The sequence below is a fragment of the Pradoshia sp. Z5_111 genome (assembly GCF_058267535.1).
Genome location: NZ_JBZCPQ010000006.1, coordinates 60550 through 76109, shown reverse-complemented (window position 1 = coordinate 76109; position 15560 = coordinate 60550). Strand labels below are relative to the sequence as shown.

Sequence of the window (15560 nt, the reverse complement as noted above, 5' to 3'; positions counted from 1 at the left end):
CAAGAGTGCTTACTTATACTCTCGAAGGGTCTTTATTTGCATTTATTTCGTTATAAAACTCTCATAGGCTGCTTGCACTTTTTGGATATCTCCAGCACCCATAAATAATAATACACCTTTTTCATGATTTTTAAGGATAGATGGATCTTCCTCCTGAATAATTTGAGCACCATCCACCTTATTACAAAGATCTTTAACTGTTAGTTTCCCATTCAGCTCTCTTGCTGATCCGAAAATTTCACATAAGTATACTTTATCCGCTTCTTTTAAGCTTTCAGCAAAATCATCTAAAAACTTTTGAGTTCTAGAGAAGGTATGCGGTTGGAATACAGCTACAATTTCCCGATCAGGATACTTTTGTCGAGCTGAATCAATTGTTGCCTTTATCTCTGTTGGATGATGGGCATAATCATCGATTAAGACTTGGTGATTAACTTTTTTTTCTGAGAAACGTCTCTTAACACCTGTAAATGACATTAAGCGTTCCTTAATAATTTCCACATCAATATCCTCATATTGACAAAGAGCAATAACAGCTAACGCATTTAAAACGGTATGACGTCCAAACATTGGAATGGTAAATGTCTCATAATAATTATTTCTTACATGCACATCGAATGTAGTTCCAGCTTCTGAAGTGACAATATTCTTAGCCTGGAAATCATTTTCTTCGTTAAACCCATAAAATATGACCGGTACTTTCGCCTGGATTTTTTGTAGCTGCTCATCATCACCACAGGCAATAATTCCTTTATTTACTTGTAGTGCCATCTCTTGAAAAGCAGAGAACACATCATCAAGATTTGCAAAATAATCCGGATGATCAAAATCAATATTGGTCATAATGGCATAGTCCGGATCGTAGGATAAAAAGTGTCGGCGGTATTCGCAAGCTTCAAATACAAAGTATTTAGAATCCGCTTCTCCCTTACCTGTACCATCGCCAATTAAAAATGACGTTGGCTCAGCTCCGCTGATTACATGAGACATTAAGCCTGTAGTCGATGTTTTTCCATGTGCGCCTGTAACAGCTATGCTCACGAACTTTTTAAGGAAATCTCCAAGAAATCGTGGATAGCGAATGACTGGCAAACCAAGTTCTAAAGCTTGAACAATCTCATCATGACTGTCAGGAAAAGCATTTCCTGCGATGATTGTCATACCTGGTTTAATATTTTCTTTATTAAATGGCAATATTGTTATACCGGCATTTTCAAGTGCGATTTGGGTAAAAAATCTTTTTTCATAATCTGAACCCTGTACCTGATATCCCATATCATGTAGGATTTGGGCTAACGCGCTCATCCCGGATCCTTTTATACCTACGAAGTGATAAACTGTCATAGAATGAACCTCCAACATACGTCAATGCTGTAAAACAGTATATGACGGTCTCTTTTTTTTGCTAATTGCAGTTTGCCTGCTCCTGCCTGTTTAGGCTTTACTAATTGAAATAATATAAGTAGTTAAAACCAGTTAGATTACTATTGAAACGAGCACAAGCAATCCATATCTTCATTGCGTTAAAGATATAACTTGTATGATTATAAACCTATAAATCGATTTCGTACAATTTTTCTAACTGATTTTCTCATAAATATAGTATTACCTTTTCTGGCAAATACTCATAATTAAATTATTATACAAAAATTTTCCCTCTGTTCAAAAAGGGGATTGAGATTCATGTATAGCTTCTAAATCAGATTCAGATATAAGCACATCACGAGGTTTACTTCCTTTTGATTCTGATAGAATTCCTTCTTTCTCAAGCATATCAATCAGCCTCGCTGCCCTGTTATAACCAATCCTAAAGCGTCTTTGCAGGCTGGATATGGATGCTCCACCCATCTCAACAGCAAACTCACACACTTCGTAATAAAGTTCATCCTTTTCTTCTATATGTTCACTTGTTTTTACCAATTCATTTGGCTCAAACATAAAGGATGGCTTAGCCTGATCCATTACATGTTTTACGACATCCTCAATCTCATCATCTGTTACAAAAGTTCCCTGCAGGCGGACTGTTTTAGAAGTCCCATTTTCCAGAAACAGCATATCTCCCCGTCCAAGTAACTTTTCAGCTCCGCTTTGGTCCAGAATCGTACGTGAATCAACCTGTGAAGAAACAGAAAAAGCAATTCTTGTAGGAATATTTGCTTTGATTAATCCGGTAATGACGTCTACAGATGGTCTTTGTGTGGCTACCAGTAAATGAATCCCACATGCTCTGGCTTTCTGCGCAATACGGCAGATCGCTTCCTCTACGTCAGCAGGAGACATCATCATTAAGTCAGCCAGCTCATCAATCACGATAACTAAATAAGGAAGCTTATGTTCCATTTGCCCGGATGATAGTGCCTTTTCATTATATCTGACAATATCTCTCACACCTGAATGAGCAAACAATTCATATCTCCGTTCCATCTCTTCCACTGCCCATTTCAGTGCAGCTGTTGCAGCTTTTACATCTGTAATAACCGGTGCTGCCAGATGTGGAATATTGTTGTATGGCGCTAGTTCAACCATTTTCGGATCAATTAGTAAGAGTCTGACATCAGATGGATGCGATTTATATAATAGACTGATTAAAACGGAATTAATAAATACACTTTTTCCGGAACCTGTAGAGCCTGCCACCAATCCATGCGGCATTTTCTTCAAATCGGTTACAATTGGGTTTCCGGATATGTCCAACCCGACTGCCACTGAAAGCGGTGAGGTATTCTCAGCAAAAACTTTTTCCTCCAAAACCTCACGCAGATAAACAGGACGTGTATTTATATTGGGAATTTCAATTCCAATCATTCGTTTCCCGGGTATCGGTGCTTCTATACGAATATCTTTAGCAGCCAGGCTTAGTTTTAGATCATCATTTAAATTTGTGATTTTACTAACCTTAACACCAGGATCCGGCTGAACCTCAAATCTTGTTACAGAAGGTCCTTGAGAATACGTATGCACTCTAGCCTTAACATTGAATTGTTCAAGTGTATCATCTAGCAAGGCTGCTTGTTCTGCAAGCCAATCAGCATCTTCTCTAATGTCCACTCGTGGCTTCAAAATTGAAATATCCGGATATTGATAGGATTCATTCAGTTTTTTTTTAGGTTGCTCTAAAGGCTTTTCCTCTTTGCTGGCAATCGTTTTTTGATTGCGATTTGCTGCAATATGATTTTTATCATTTTTAAGCATTAATACGTTAAAAGGAATGTGTTTTCTGCGCTCCCTAATACGTTTTTCTCTTTCTATTTTTCGTCTCTTTTCTTCATCCATAGAATCATTTGTCTCTTTTGCTTCCATTCGACTGTTTAGCTCTGATAAAGAGACTTCCTGATTTATATGTTTCTCCGTACCATCCAGTTGAGCGGATTTCTCCAAACTATTGGTTTGATCCATTGACTGTGTTTCGAACGAAGTTATAGATTCATTCGAAACAGATTCACTCGTTTGAATGTCCTTGATTGAAAACTCATCCTCAGTTCCGTCAAGCAGAATAATATCCTGCCCATTTCTCTCATTGTGACTGATGTCTATATTTTCTTCATCATTTCCGCTTACCTGCTGGTCTTCTTCTATATTCATTACAGATTCATTGGTCTGCGTGATTAAATCATGAGCTTGCTGAATTTCATCTCTCTTGTATGGTTGGTCTTCCTCCATATGAGAATCAGCTTCCTCGATATCCTCATATACCTCACTGTATGAAGGGGAATGGACGTAATCTTCAACTGGTTCCTTCGGTTGGAGTCCTATGTTGTTATCCAATTTTTCATCATCAGCTTGTTCATCAACATTCTGATGAATCATTGGAATAGATTCAAATTCCTCCTGCTTCATCTGTGAGTCGGAATGCATGAACAGTGTATCTTCTTCCACAATTCCTTCTTCTTGAATTATTTCTTCTTCATAATCAGCGTTTAATATCGCTTCATTCATTTCCTCTATAATCTGATTCTCACTGACTGGATCCCATGCTAGTTCACTTGTGGCTGCAACCTCTGTATCCTCTGCTGAAACAGTATCAGGCAATAGTGGAGCAATCACACTCTCCATATCCTCCATATGCCTATTCCCATCATTATTCGAGACTTTTGGCTGTTCCTCTTTGATCTCTTCATCTGAATGCTTGAAATCGGAATTCAGCGGCAGCTCATCCTGTCTTTCCATTTCAATGGATGGATCTTGATTGACCTTCGGTGGATTTACTTTCTTTCCATGCATTAAAGCAAGTACGGAATCTAAGGTTGTTTCGGATGGTAATTCATATTCAACTGTTTTTTGATTTTTAGTGCCGGCCTGTCGATTTTGAAATCCATAAATAGGCGAAGGTATTTCCGTTCTTCTAAACGGCTTTTTATTCGGAACAACTTCGTTCTGTTTTGGTTCTGGTTTAGGTATGATTCTTTGATTTGACATTTTTAATTTAGGAGTAGCAGCCGGAGATTTCTCAAATCTCCTCACGTGCACTTCCTTCTTCATACCCATTCCATTTTGCTTCTTTTTTTGTTCTTTTAATCTCATTAACTCTTCATCTGAGATTAATGGGAATTTGAAATTATCCTTTGGGTATCTATATTGAATTCTTGCTTCGATTTCTATTTGATTTTCTTTTTGCTTTTTTACTTGTTTAGGTTTTTTTTGAATGTTTTCATGGCTATTACGAGGTTCTACTTCTACTTCCTCTTCTACGTCCTCATAGAACCAATCAATGATTTTTTTGAAAAAGCTCATAGCCTTCCTCACACTTTCTTTGGTTGTTATAAATTAGTATTACAAGTATCTATTTTATCAAAAAATTGGCTCATTTAAGATATATTCCTTGTAAATGGTATCAATTTCCTATTATATTATTGATCTTCTACTGGTCGATTCTTTGCTAAAATAAAGATTGGCTCCAATTCTCCATTTTCATAAAGGAATGGCAGAGCGGTGACCGGTACATTTCCATTTGTAAAAAAATGCATATTCATTTGTGCTAAAATGTCGTAACCTGCATCATTTTGTATATCTCCAATAATTAAGACATCCTGATGTGGAATGGCCACTGCCATTGTCCCTTTCATATCTTCCTTCCATTTTTTCATTTGTGAATCAATCAGGACTCTTGAAGCATCGTATCCATCATTATGATTAATAAAATAAAAGTCATTTCCGCGTACACTGTCTTTTTTAGATTTAATCGGCAATGATCTGACATTAAACATAGCCATTGAACGTATGGAATCTTGATCCCAGCCTTCTTTTCTCATTAGCTCCTCATCAATCAACCTATACGTATTACCCAAATCAAGAGCATAATAAACTCTCGTTTCGGCTGTATGCTCATCTGTAATAAACGGTGTATTTTCACGGGATTCCATAGGGAAGGAAGTAGAACGGATAACAGGGTAAATTAATTTTTCATTTCCCTTCAAAGATTGTTCCGTACCCATTACTTTCGTTGATTCTTTTATATAATAAAGGACTTCATCAATCGCTTTTTGCCCAGATTGCTCATACTTCGATACAAGCGGCGCCAGTCCAATTGTTATTCCCTTGCCAGTCTCTTCGTTTTCAATTCTTAATTCCTCTTTATCACGATTATAATTAAATTTTGAATTTGTATCAGCTAAGCTTTCCATAAGTAGAGATTTCATTTTAGTAGTCGTCATTTTCATAGGGATTCCTCCTTAACATTACTATAGCTTAAATAACCTCATGCTGCTAAATAAAGTGTAACTTTGCTTGGTAGAGTTTCTTTTATTCCAATGAGCATCAACATAGTCAATCGGGTTCATACGGGCACTTATCTCCCACTTCACCGTTCTCGCTTCCTTTCGTTTGAAGTAAGAACGGAATAAAAAAATCCCCCGAATAGGGGGAGTATAATAGTTTATCATAATGAAGCAATGAAATCTTCAATTTGCTCTTGAGTTTTACGGTCCTTATTTACATATCGGCCGAGCTCTTTTCCATCTTCAAAGGCAATGAAGCTCGGTATTCCAAAGACATCCAGCTTTATGCACAGATCAAGAAATTGATCGCGGTCCACATAGATAAAGGTATACTCTTTATTTGCGGCCTCAATGTCACCTATAAATGGTTCGATGAATCTGCAATCCGGGCACCAATTTGCAGAAAATAAGAGCATCACTTTTCCATTTGACATCAGTTCATTATAGTGCTCCATACTTTCTAATTTTTTCATATTAAAATCATCCTCTCGAGTAGCCTCTTGTATGATTTATCATACCCAAATATACAGAGGATTGCTATTCCAACGTCACATTTTTAGTTTCCTTACCAAAAATCAATACAGACAGCATCCCAATTATAATGGAAATGCTAAAAAGTAAAAAGATTTTATCAATAGATGTATGAGAAGCCAATAAATTTCCAACGGCAAGTGGGCCAAGGATACCTCCTATTCTACCCACAGCTGCTGCCATTCCTGTGCCAGTCCCTCTTATAATAGTCGGATATTGTTCAGGCGAGTAGGCATATAGCGCTCCCCAAGCTCCCAGGTTAAAAAAGGAAAGAAAGCAACCTGAAATCATTAAGGCTGTTAATGTTTCTGCATTACCGAAGAAATAAGCACTTACAGCTGTACCAAACAAATAAGTAACCAATACAAATTTACGTCCGAATTTCTCAATAAACCAGGCCGCCGTGAAATACCCAGGCAATTGTGCCAAGGTCATCATGACAACATATTGGAAGCTTTTAATGAGTGTAAAACCCTTCAAAACCATAACACTAGGAAGCCACAGAAACATCCCATAATAGGAAAAGACTACACAGAACCACAGAATCCAGAGCATTAAAGTCTTTACTGCATAATCTTTAGTCCATAGTGTCTTAAGTGAATTTACGATAGAGATCGACTTCTTTTCCTTAACCATTTGAAACTTTTCAGAATCGGGTAGATGTATTCTTAAATAAATCGCATAAAAAGCAGGCAGTGCACTGATTAATAAAGCAATTTGCCATCCATAAGTTGGAATGACAAAGTATGAAATAAGTGCCGCAATCAGCCAGCCTGCAGCCCAAAAACTTTCAAGCAACACTACCACTCTGCCTCTTCTCTCTGCAGGCACACTTTCCGAAACCAATGTAGAGGCAACTGGCAATTCACCTCCAAGCCCCATTCCAATTAAAAATCTGAAAACCAGAAAAATAGATAAACTTGTTGTCAAAGCAGAAAATCCGCTTCCCAAGGAAAATAATAAGAGCGTAATAATTAATACATTTTTTCGGCCGATACGATCAGCCCAGATCCCAAACACTAAAGCACCTACTGCCATACCGATAGAGTTCACACTGCCTATCCACCCCATTTGTTCTGAGGTTAAATTCCACTCCTTCTGCAGAGCCGCGATAATGAACGAAAGCATCCCGACATCCATAGCATCGAACAACCAAGCGACCCCGGCTATTCCCAATAGTTTCCGTTCTTTGATTTTTCCCTTCCCCATTCATTGACCCTCCCCAACAATCTCAATGAAAACTTTTAAAATGAAATCTCTATTTTGTATATTAACTACTGTCTTGACAGGTGTAAATAACTATTTAAATTATTTTCTCTAAAAAGTAATAGTCTTCTAAAGTCTCTTTGATTTCAAACGACTTTTTTCTCATAGATTATTGCTCCTGAAAAATAAGTTAATCAACCATTCTGATATCCCCAGAATAAAGATAGCTTCTTAACTAAGGGCAGTGTTAATGTTTTTATAAAGACATTTATTGTAGAAGGGGAATGGTATGAATAGAAAAATCGGTGTTTTTTTATTTGTTTTCTTCTGTTATTTGTTGTGGCTATACTTCGCTATATATGAATCTTCAATTGATAACTGGTGGACAGTCAATGAGATAAAACAGGCAACGGATGATACGGTTCAAATAGGTGTCTCTTTAGTGAAGGTGTTTGTTGGTACAGTTATATTTACTCTTAGTGGATTTATATTCTATGTGTTGTTGAGAAAGAGAAGTTAAATCTTAGTGACTAAGAGGGTGTTTGTTAAATACCGGAGACAGCAAAAAAGCTGTCTCTTTTTATGGAAATAGCAACATTCCTTACGAAAACATCCTTTAAAATAAATAAGTTCAAAATCAAATAATAGTATTTCTCTAATATGATGAATCGGCTATTGAATACAAATAAGCTAGTAGCATAGTAGTTATAATTTATAAAGAAATCCCTTTTATCCTCACCACAAATATCTTCCATTCGTAAAAGGATATACGCCGTTCATTGAAGAATTTATATGGAAGTAACCTCCGATATGCATAAAAATATACTCCTAACAGAATAGTTTTCATCCTATTATCCTGCTTTAATTAGAAAGGCGGATCTATTTGTTAAATTCACTAAAATATATACAAGAAGTAAAGATCGGAAATACAAAGGTATTAAGGAATCATAAGTGGCTACACTTTCTCTATCTTACAAAAGAACAACGCGTAAATTTAGAGCAAGTAGAATCCTTAGAAAAATTGCCGCCAAATCCGGTTCTTTCCTATGTAGAACGAACCCTTTGGATATTGAACGAGATGAATCTTCCCATTAATGAAAGGTCAATTATTGAAGATGTCTTGATTTGGTCTGAGGTATCAAAAGGTGGGTCGAAGCACAAACGTAGAGAGTGGGAGAAAAAAGGGTTCCAATTGGCCATTCATAATATTGGTTCAGCTCAAATTTATGCTGATGAACAAATGAACCTGCCGTTACACGGCCGCAATTTAGAAAGAGAGGAACTAGTTTATCTCCTCATAATTACACATGGGTTAGCCGGTCAATTTATCAGAGGAGAAATCCATTATTCTCAATTTCGTCCCTTGATTTATTGGATCGAGGAACATAAAAACTTAGAATATAACATAGAAAGGATACTCTATTCCCTAAATCAGTGTGTTATTCAAGCGGTTTCGGATCAGTTGTGGAACAACGTCCATCAAGAAGTAGAAGAAGTACTATCCTGGATCAACAAAGGTGAACAGGCAAAAGAGCTTCCCCTAAAAGAGCGGATGAGAAGATTAAGAAAATCTTCAATCCTGCGAGGGGAAAACTTCGATGATTTATACAATCATTATTTCGAAAACAAACAATTAGCTAGATACATAGAGTCATTCTTTAAAAAAATAGATATGTGGTATCTTGAATCTGCTTTGCAAGAGTTCTCTTTAGAAGAGTTTCTGAAAATTTTCTTATTAATATTCCAGAAAATTAATCCCCTTACTATACAACAGGTTAGCTTTGAGTCTTTTATGAAGGATATTTACTATGATTACAAGGGGCAAAAAGTAATTAATCTATACAAGAAAAGAATTATCGAGACATTCCTAAGTGAGTTTACGATTGATGATTTACTAAAAGGAAAGATGCCTGTAAACGAACACGTTCAAATTCAAATTAAACCCACAGACTTACTAGGCCAAATTGTAGGGGTTCATTTTAGTTATTCAAGTGCCGGTCAGAAATTAATTGAATTTTGCCAGGAAGCCGAAAAGTCTCCTATCTATGAAAGAGCAATTATCTTACTTTATGATTTTTTTGGTTTCAGGAAAGATGCCTTTGATCGCTTGCAGAATGAAGAAAACTATTTAACCGATATGAATAATGGTCAAGATCACAAAAAGATCATATCTGATTTTGCTGTAGGGAAGGTAATGCTGGATATTGGAGCTGGTGGCGGTGTCATGCTTGATATCCTATCAGAAAATCATCCAGAAGCAACTGTAATCGGAATTGATATCTCAACCAATGTAGTAGAGGAATTAAACAGGAGAAAATTCAGGGAAAATAAATCATGGCACGTAAAACAGGCAAACGCCTTGGAATTAAAAGACTATTATGAGCCAGGAAGCGTAGATACCATTGTGTTTTCTTCTATCTTACATGAAATGTATTCTTATATTCCGTACAAAGGCAGAAAATTCAATCGAGATGTAGTTATCCAAGCATTGAAAAGTTCTTTTGAAGTATTAAACAAAGGCGGAAGAATCATTATTCGTGATGGTATTATGACTGACCCTATAGAACAATGGAGACTACTCGAATTTAAAGACCCTAAGGGCTTGGACTTCTTTATGAGATATGTTCATGACTTTAAGGGAAGAACAATCAGGTATGAAAGACTAGAGAATCTTCTTATCAAACTGCCTGTTAATGATTTAATGGAATTCCTCTATACGTATACTTGGGGAGAAGAGGCTTATCCACATGAGGTTCAAGAACAATTTGGGTACTTTACTCCAAGTGAATATGAAAAAGTTATTCATATAGCTTTAGGCGAAGAGGCAAAGATTTTAACGCTTCAACATTATTTACAAAACGGATACGAAGAATTTCTTTTACCTAAAGTAAAGATTATGAATGAAAATAGAGAAATCGCATCACTACCGGACAGCACCTGTTTAATTGTAATTGAGAAAATATAAGACAGAAAAGAGGAGATATTATCTCTCCTCTTTTCTGTCGGTATTCGTAAGGATTATTTCTATTGATTAATTTGTTTTAGGCATGAAAACAGCCGCCTCCAGAAAGGTAGCCTCTTGATCCCCCGAAGAAGTTCAACATTACATTAATGCCCTGTTTGTATAAGTACAACACTTCATATATGATTGTGCATTTTTGATCTTTCCTGCAAAAACCATCACAATTTTGTCCTCTTTTATTAGTTTTTTTATTTTCTATCTCTAACCATCTGAACATAAGGTAGAGGATGATAACCTTTTCTTTTATATAAAGCCGCTGCACGAATATTTTCAGGCTCGATTTCCAAACGGTATCGTGCCGCAGGAACGTTCACTTCCAACCATTGAAAGAAAGCTCCACCGAACCCTTTTCCTTGATACTGAGGTTTTATATAAAGTTCTTCAACCCAAACAACTAAACCTCCTGCTTCTCTGGAATAGGTTTTATTCAGTAACGCATATCCCACAATCCTGTTATTGAATTCAAGGAAATAACAGTCCAAATAAGTATCAGAATGCATAAGCTCATTGAATGCTAGCTCGTGATAGGTTTCATTTATATTATGCAGCACGGCTTCCGATGAATAAAAAGCCTTGCCCATATCCATAAATTCCTCTTTGTCGTGTTGTTTTATTTTACGAATTACTAAATTCATACTATTGCTTATTTCTCCTTTTTTTCTAGGCTATTTTAAGGTTTCCAAAACCGCTTCAACCTTTAATTAGCCTTAGAAATTATAAAAAGTAAATAACTACACTTTTTTGACAAAATTCGGCAGTCCTCAAAGTTTTTGGCAGTAATTTTTTATCACCTATGTTATCATACTAGTAAAATCATAGATAAAGGTGAGAAATTATCATGAAAAATAGTATTATCTCCCTCTTTGGGTTTGTTATTTCGAAACTCTTTTCTTCCAAAATAAAGAAACATGACGAAATTCAGCGTTTATCAGAAGATGAAAAATACTAAGACACCTAAAGTATCCTCCTCACGATCTTCTTTACTCTTTTAAATGATACTCATACTGACCAACTAATAATTCAATAATATGCTCAAACATACGATCTCTTGTTATACGGCCGTTTGAGAATACACCAACAGCTCCTTCTGACTTCCTGATATCCTGTTTCTTTGTATATTCATCCATAACTGGCCCAAGCTCTCTGCCTGAGTATAACTCCTCAGCAATACTCTCCGGTAATTTGATACGTGCACCGCCACTGACAAAGCTTTTGCCTTCTTTCGTGACTAGTGCTCCCCAATTGCATATAAACAATCCATAAGGGGTTTTCACCACACCGCCTTCAAGTCCCAAACCAAATTCAGCCTGAACTTCCTTCATCGCATTTCTCGCTCTATTTAAAGCACCCTCAATTGTTTCTTCATCCGAGAATGGCTGCTCATTTACCTCAGATGATACATTAATCGGAACAAGCTCAGCTGATAATTCCCGGCCCGCTAATTCTCCAGCCTTAATTTTTGCCGGATTTTTAGTGCCCAAAGCAATTTTAACCATTAATCTGCATCCTTTCTTTAAAAAAGAAGACAGATCGATGCCTCTGCCTTCTCAACTCTTTTATTAACCGTTTTGTTTAATCGTTTCAACCGTTGTTTTATCACAGCTTTTAACCAATTTAACCAATAATTCTTTCGCTGCGGCATAGTCATCAATATGAATAATGGATGCATGCGTATGGATATAACGTGAACATATACCAATTACTGCACTTGGTATACCGCGATTTGTAATATGTACTTTCCCTGCATCTGTCCCCCCATTCGGAGCAACAAAATATTGATATGGAATATGATTCGATTCCGCAGTATCCAAAATAAATTCTCTCATCCCTTTATGCATGACCATTGTACGGTCATAAATTCTAAGTAATGGCCCTTTTCCTAGATAACCGAATACAGATTTACTGCCTGACATATCATTTGCAGGGCTTGCATCACATGCAAAGAAGATATCAGGATCAATCATCGCCGCCGCAGTACCCGCACCTCTTGTACCGACTTCTTCCATAACAGTAGCGCCACTGTAAAGGATATTAGGCAATGTCTCATTTTGAAGCTCTTCCAGTAGTTCAATCGCCAATCCGCATCCATACCGATTGTCCCATGCTTTTGCCAGAATTTTTTTAGGATTGGCCATCTGAGTGAATTCACTATATGGGATAATTTGCTGACCTGGTTTTACTCCCATTGCCATTGCGTCCTCTTTATCATCAGCACCAATATCAATCAGCATATTTCCGATTTCCATTGGTTTGGACCTTTGGGCCTCACTCAGCAAATGCGGAGGTATCGAACTGACCACACCGATAATAGGACCTGATTCTGTATATACCTGTACTCTTTGTGCCAGCAGCACCTGCCCCCACCAGCCTCCAAGCGTTTGAAAACGAAGTAACCCCTCAGGAGTAATAGAGGTTACCATAAAACCAACCTCATCCATATGTCCAGCAACCATGATTTTCGGTCCTTGCTCATTCCCGCGTTTCACTCCAAAAATACTGCCAAGGCCGTCCTGAATGATTTCATCTGTGTATTTTGATAATTCCTTTTTCATAAACGAACGTACTTCATGTTCAAATCCAGGTGCTCCTGGAATCTCGGTAAGAGTCTTAAATAAATCTAGAGTAGATTGCTTCATATATGTATCCCCTTTACCATGTTATTTTCTATAATCTCTATTCTCATTCTACAGAATCATACTTCCAAATACCACATACATGAAGATTGTTGGTTAAAAGATAGCATCATTTGAGCTTAAAATGTATAATGAACGGGAATAGATTACCAAGCAAATGTTAAATTACAGCTATTACCCATTTGATTGGAGGAATATAAGTGAATTGGAAAACATTTATTTCAGGTGTTGCAGCAGGATTTGCAGCAGGTTATGTCGTTAAAGAATTAACAAATCAAAGCAATATTACTTCTCCTGAAAAGATTTTGTCCACTATTAAAAGTACTCTTGGACAAGGCGGAGAGACCATCAGAGGCTCATGGATTATGATGAAGCCTGAAAAGTATACAAAAAATGAATTGGATTATGATGTATACAAAGGTGGACTTACAAAGCAAGAAGGCCTTGAATCTACTCAGTATGAATTTATAGCGGATGCAACAACAGGAACAATTATCGATTTTTACGAACAAGTACATTAATTAAAAGCGGTAGAAGGAGGAAAAGATGATTTTCCTCCTTCTATTTTTTATTTTATTGGGCGTTTCAAAAAGATAGTAGTAACTTTGAAGGAGAATTGTTTATTTTCCCTTTTTATGCGCGAAATCAGAATTTATTGAGCGAAAAAGAAATTGAGCAAGCTTTAGATATAGATTACCCCACAACCATTGCAGCATCCCAAACCTCAATCCCTCTATAATAAAAAAAGCCAAATGTCCTTTACAACATCCACTTCACACCACAGCAAAACCAGATTGTAATTTAAACACTGGAAACCGCAAAAAAAAGCGCCGATAAGTCACCAACTAGTGACCTACCGACAGCCTTCATTTTGATCGATCTCGTTCAACTTTATCGATTATTTCTTTTCCACTTGCATTCCATTTGATGGCACGGTACGCATAATCATGATAAAAAGTGAACCAAGCTTTATTTTCAATTCCTTGTTTAATCCATTTCTCTTTTGCATGTATGGAGTCCATCGGATAATCATCATAAGCCAGCACCCATAGAGGATTCTGATGGGCATGCGTTGGCATAAGGTCTCCCATATGAATTAATTGTTGATTATTGTCCTCGAGCACGATAATGCTGTGACCGTCACTGTGGCCGCCTGTATGAATCATCCTCAGTCCTTCAATGATTGATACTTCACCTTCAAATGTTTTGACCTGTGTAACAATTGGTTTCCAATTTTCTTCCCAGTAGGTATTACGGGAACGAATATTGGGATTCTGAAGTTCTTCCCATTCAATTTTCGAGGTATAAATCGTTGCCTCAGGAAACAGGCTGATTAATTCGTCTTCGTGATAACCAGTCAGCCCACAGGCATGATCAAAATGCATATGAGTCATCAGAATTGCATCGATATCCGAATATGTCATTCCGAGCCTGTTCAAGGATTCCTCGAGCTTGGACTCTTCACTGACACCATAATTTCTGATTTGTTTTTCCGACAGCTTCCCTTTGCCGAGGCCAGCTTCGATTAAATAATTTTTATGATCTGTCTGTACTAAGATGGGGTCTGACCTTAACTCTATTTGGTTCAATTCATTAACAGGATAACGTTTTGACCATAATGGTTTTGGAACCACTCCAAACATGGCTCCACCATCCATATGAGTATCTCCGCCATTCAACCAGGTTAATGTAAACTTACCAAATTGCAAAGTTTCCATAATCTAAAAGCCCCTTTTTATGAGTGTGTTGAACAGATCAAAAAACCATAGGATTAAAAGGATACTTCACAACGATAGATTGGATTGCCCTTTGCTGAAAATTTTTGTTCATATTCAGTCATAATATTGCCTTCCATATCGCTGTTGTGTAAATCCAAACTCACTTCATTTAATGTCATCCCATAATGCGAGAAGCTTACAAGTGAGTATTCAAATAATCCTCTGTTATCTGTCTTAAAATGAATTTCGCCATGCTCCGGCAAAATTCCTTTATATAGATCAAGGAATGTCTTATACGTCAATCTTCTCTTTTCATGACGTTTCTTAGGCCATGGATCAGAGAAATTCAGATAGACACGGGAAACTTCTCCCTCTGCAAAAATATTTGGAAGCTCTTCGGCATTCACATTTAACAGCTTCACATTTGGAAGATTGGATTCCAGCAAGCGATCAAGTGCTGTAACAATTACACGCTCTGCTAATTCAATACCGATATAATTAATATCCGGATTTTGTGCAGCCATACCATTAATAAATTGTCCTTTACCAGTACCTACTTCTATATGAATCGGATTATTATTTCCAAACACTTCATTCCATGAACCCTTTTTAGTAGCCGGCTCCTGAATGCAATAATAAGGATTGGCCATTAGCTTATCCTTAGCCCATGGTTTATAACGTTGTCTCAAATTTGTGCACCTCCGCTAAAATACGTAAAAAAAGAGTAGCATAACAT

Annotated in this window: 13 protein-coding genes; 3 read left to right on the top strand and 10 right to left on the bottom strand. The window is 36.9% G+C overall.

What is annotated here, in order from left to right:
- Window positions 1-42: 42 nt before the first annotated feature.
- The 5 genes from murC to AC4D4A_RS13565 form a co-directional block, all read right to left on the bottom strand.
- On the bottom strand, window positions 43-1344 hold the full coding sequence (gene murC, locus AC4D4A_RS13585) for a UDP-N-acetylmuramate--L-alanine ligase (protein ID WP_490996393.1): 1302 nt from the start codon (window positions 1342-1344) through the stop codon (window positions 43-45).
- A gap of 318 nt (window positions 1345-1662) precedes the next feature.
- A complete protein-coding gene (locus AC4D4A_RS13580) occupies window positions 1663-4731 on the bottom strand; it encodes a DNA translocase FtsK (protein WP_490996392.1) in 3069 nt (1022 codons plus the stop codon).
- A 116-nt stretch (window positions 4732-4847) separates the two neighbouring features.
- Window positions 4848-5657, bottom strand: coding sequence for a DUF1444 domain-containing protein (locus tag AC4D4A_RS13575; RefSeq protein WP_490996391.1), 810 nt, complete (start codon window positions 5655-5657; stop codon window positions 4848-4850).
- Between the two features lie 218 nt (window positions 5658-5875).
- A complete protein-coding gene (locus AC4D4A_RS13570) occupies window positions 5876-6187 on the bottom strand; it encodes a thioredoxin family protein (RefSeq protein ID WP_066109075.1) in 312 nt (103 codons plus the stop codon).
- Window positions 6188-6251: 64 nt separating this feature from the next.
- Window positions 6252-7454: an MFS transporter gene (locus AC4D4A_RS13565; RefSeq protein ID WP_490996390.1), complete on the bottom strand. Its 1203-nt coding sequence runs from the start codon at window positions 7452-7454 to the stop codon at window positions 6252-6254.
- A 286-nt stretch (window positions 7455-7740) separates the two neighbouring features.
- Between AC4D4A_RS13565 and AC4D4A_RS13560 the strand changes: the two genes are divergently transcribed.
- Window positions 7741-7971, top strand: coding sequence for a hypothetical protein (locus AC4D4A_RS13560; protein ID WP_490996389.1), 231 nt, complete (start codon window positions 7741-7743; stop codon window positions 7969-7971).
- A gap of 363 nt (window positions 7972-8334) precedes the next feature.
- Window positions 8335-10416: a class I SAM-dependent methyltransferase gene (locus AC4D4A_RS13555; RefSeq protein WP_490996388.1), complete on the top strand. Its 2082-nt coding sequence runs from the start codon at window positions 8335-8337 to the stop codon at window positions 10414-10416.
- A 245-nt stretch (window positions 10417-10661) separates the two neighbouring features.
- On the opposite strand, the gene AC4D4A_RS13550 is transcribed toward AC4D4A_RS13555, so the two are convergent.
- The 3 genes from AC4D4A_RS13550 to AC4D4A_RS13540 all read right to left on the bottom strand — a co-directional run bounded on the left by AC4D4A_RS13550 (window position 10662) and on the right by AC4D4A_RS13540 (window position 13109).
- Entirely contained in the window at window positions 10662-11108 is a 447-nt protein-coding gene (locus AC4D4A_RS13550; protein WP_490996387.1) for a GNAT family N-acetyltransferase, read from the bottom strand.
- 345 nt (window positions 11109-11453) lie between these two features.
- Complete coding sequence (locus AC4D4A_RS13545; protein ID WP_490996386.1) at window positions 11454-11969, bottom strand: DUF84 family protein; 516 nt, start codon at window positions 11967-11969, stop codon at window positions 11454-11456.
- A gap of 63 nt (window positions 11970-12032) precedes the next feature.
- Window positions 12033-13109, bottom strand: coding sequence for a M42 family metallopeptidase (locus tag AC4D4A_RS13540; RefSeq protein WP_490996385.1), 1077 nt, complete (start codon window positions 13107-13109; stop codon window positions 12033-12035).
- A 197-nt stretch (window positions 13110-13306) separates the two neighbouring features.
- On the opposite strand from AC4D4A_RS13540, the gene AC4D4A_RS13535 reads away from it, so the two are divergent.
- Window positions 13307-13627, top strand: a complete 321-nt coding sequence (locus AC4D4A_RS13535; protein WP_139892783.1) for a hypothetical protein — start codon at window positions 13307-13309, stop codon at window positions 13625-13627.
- A 345-nt stretch (window positions 13628-13972) separates the two neighbouring features.
- On the opposite strand, the gene AC4D4A_RS13530 is transcribed toward AC4D4A_RS13535, so the two are convergent.
- Both AC4D4A_RS13530 and trmB read right to left on the bottom strand, forming a co-directional pair.
- Window positions 13973-14824 carry a YtnP family quorum-quenching lactonase gene (locus AC4D4A_RS13530; protein WP_490996384.1) on the bottom strand — a complete coding sequence of 284 codons (852 nt, stop codon included), beginning with the start codon at window positions 14822-14824 and terminating at the stop codon, window positions 13973-13975.
- Between the two features lie 53 nt (window positions 14825-14877).
- Window positions 14878-15513, bottom strand: a complete 636-nt coding sequence (trmB, locus tag AC4D4A_RS13525; RefSeq protein ID WP_490996383.1) for a tRNA (guanosine(46)-N7)-methyltransferase TrmB — start codon at window positions 15511-15513, stop codon at window positions 14878-14880.
- Between the last annotated feature and the right edge of the window lie 47 nt (window positions 15514-15560).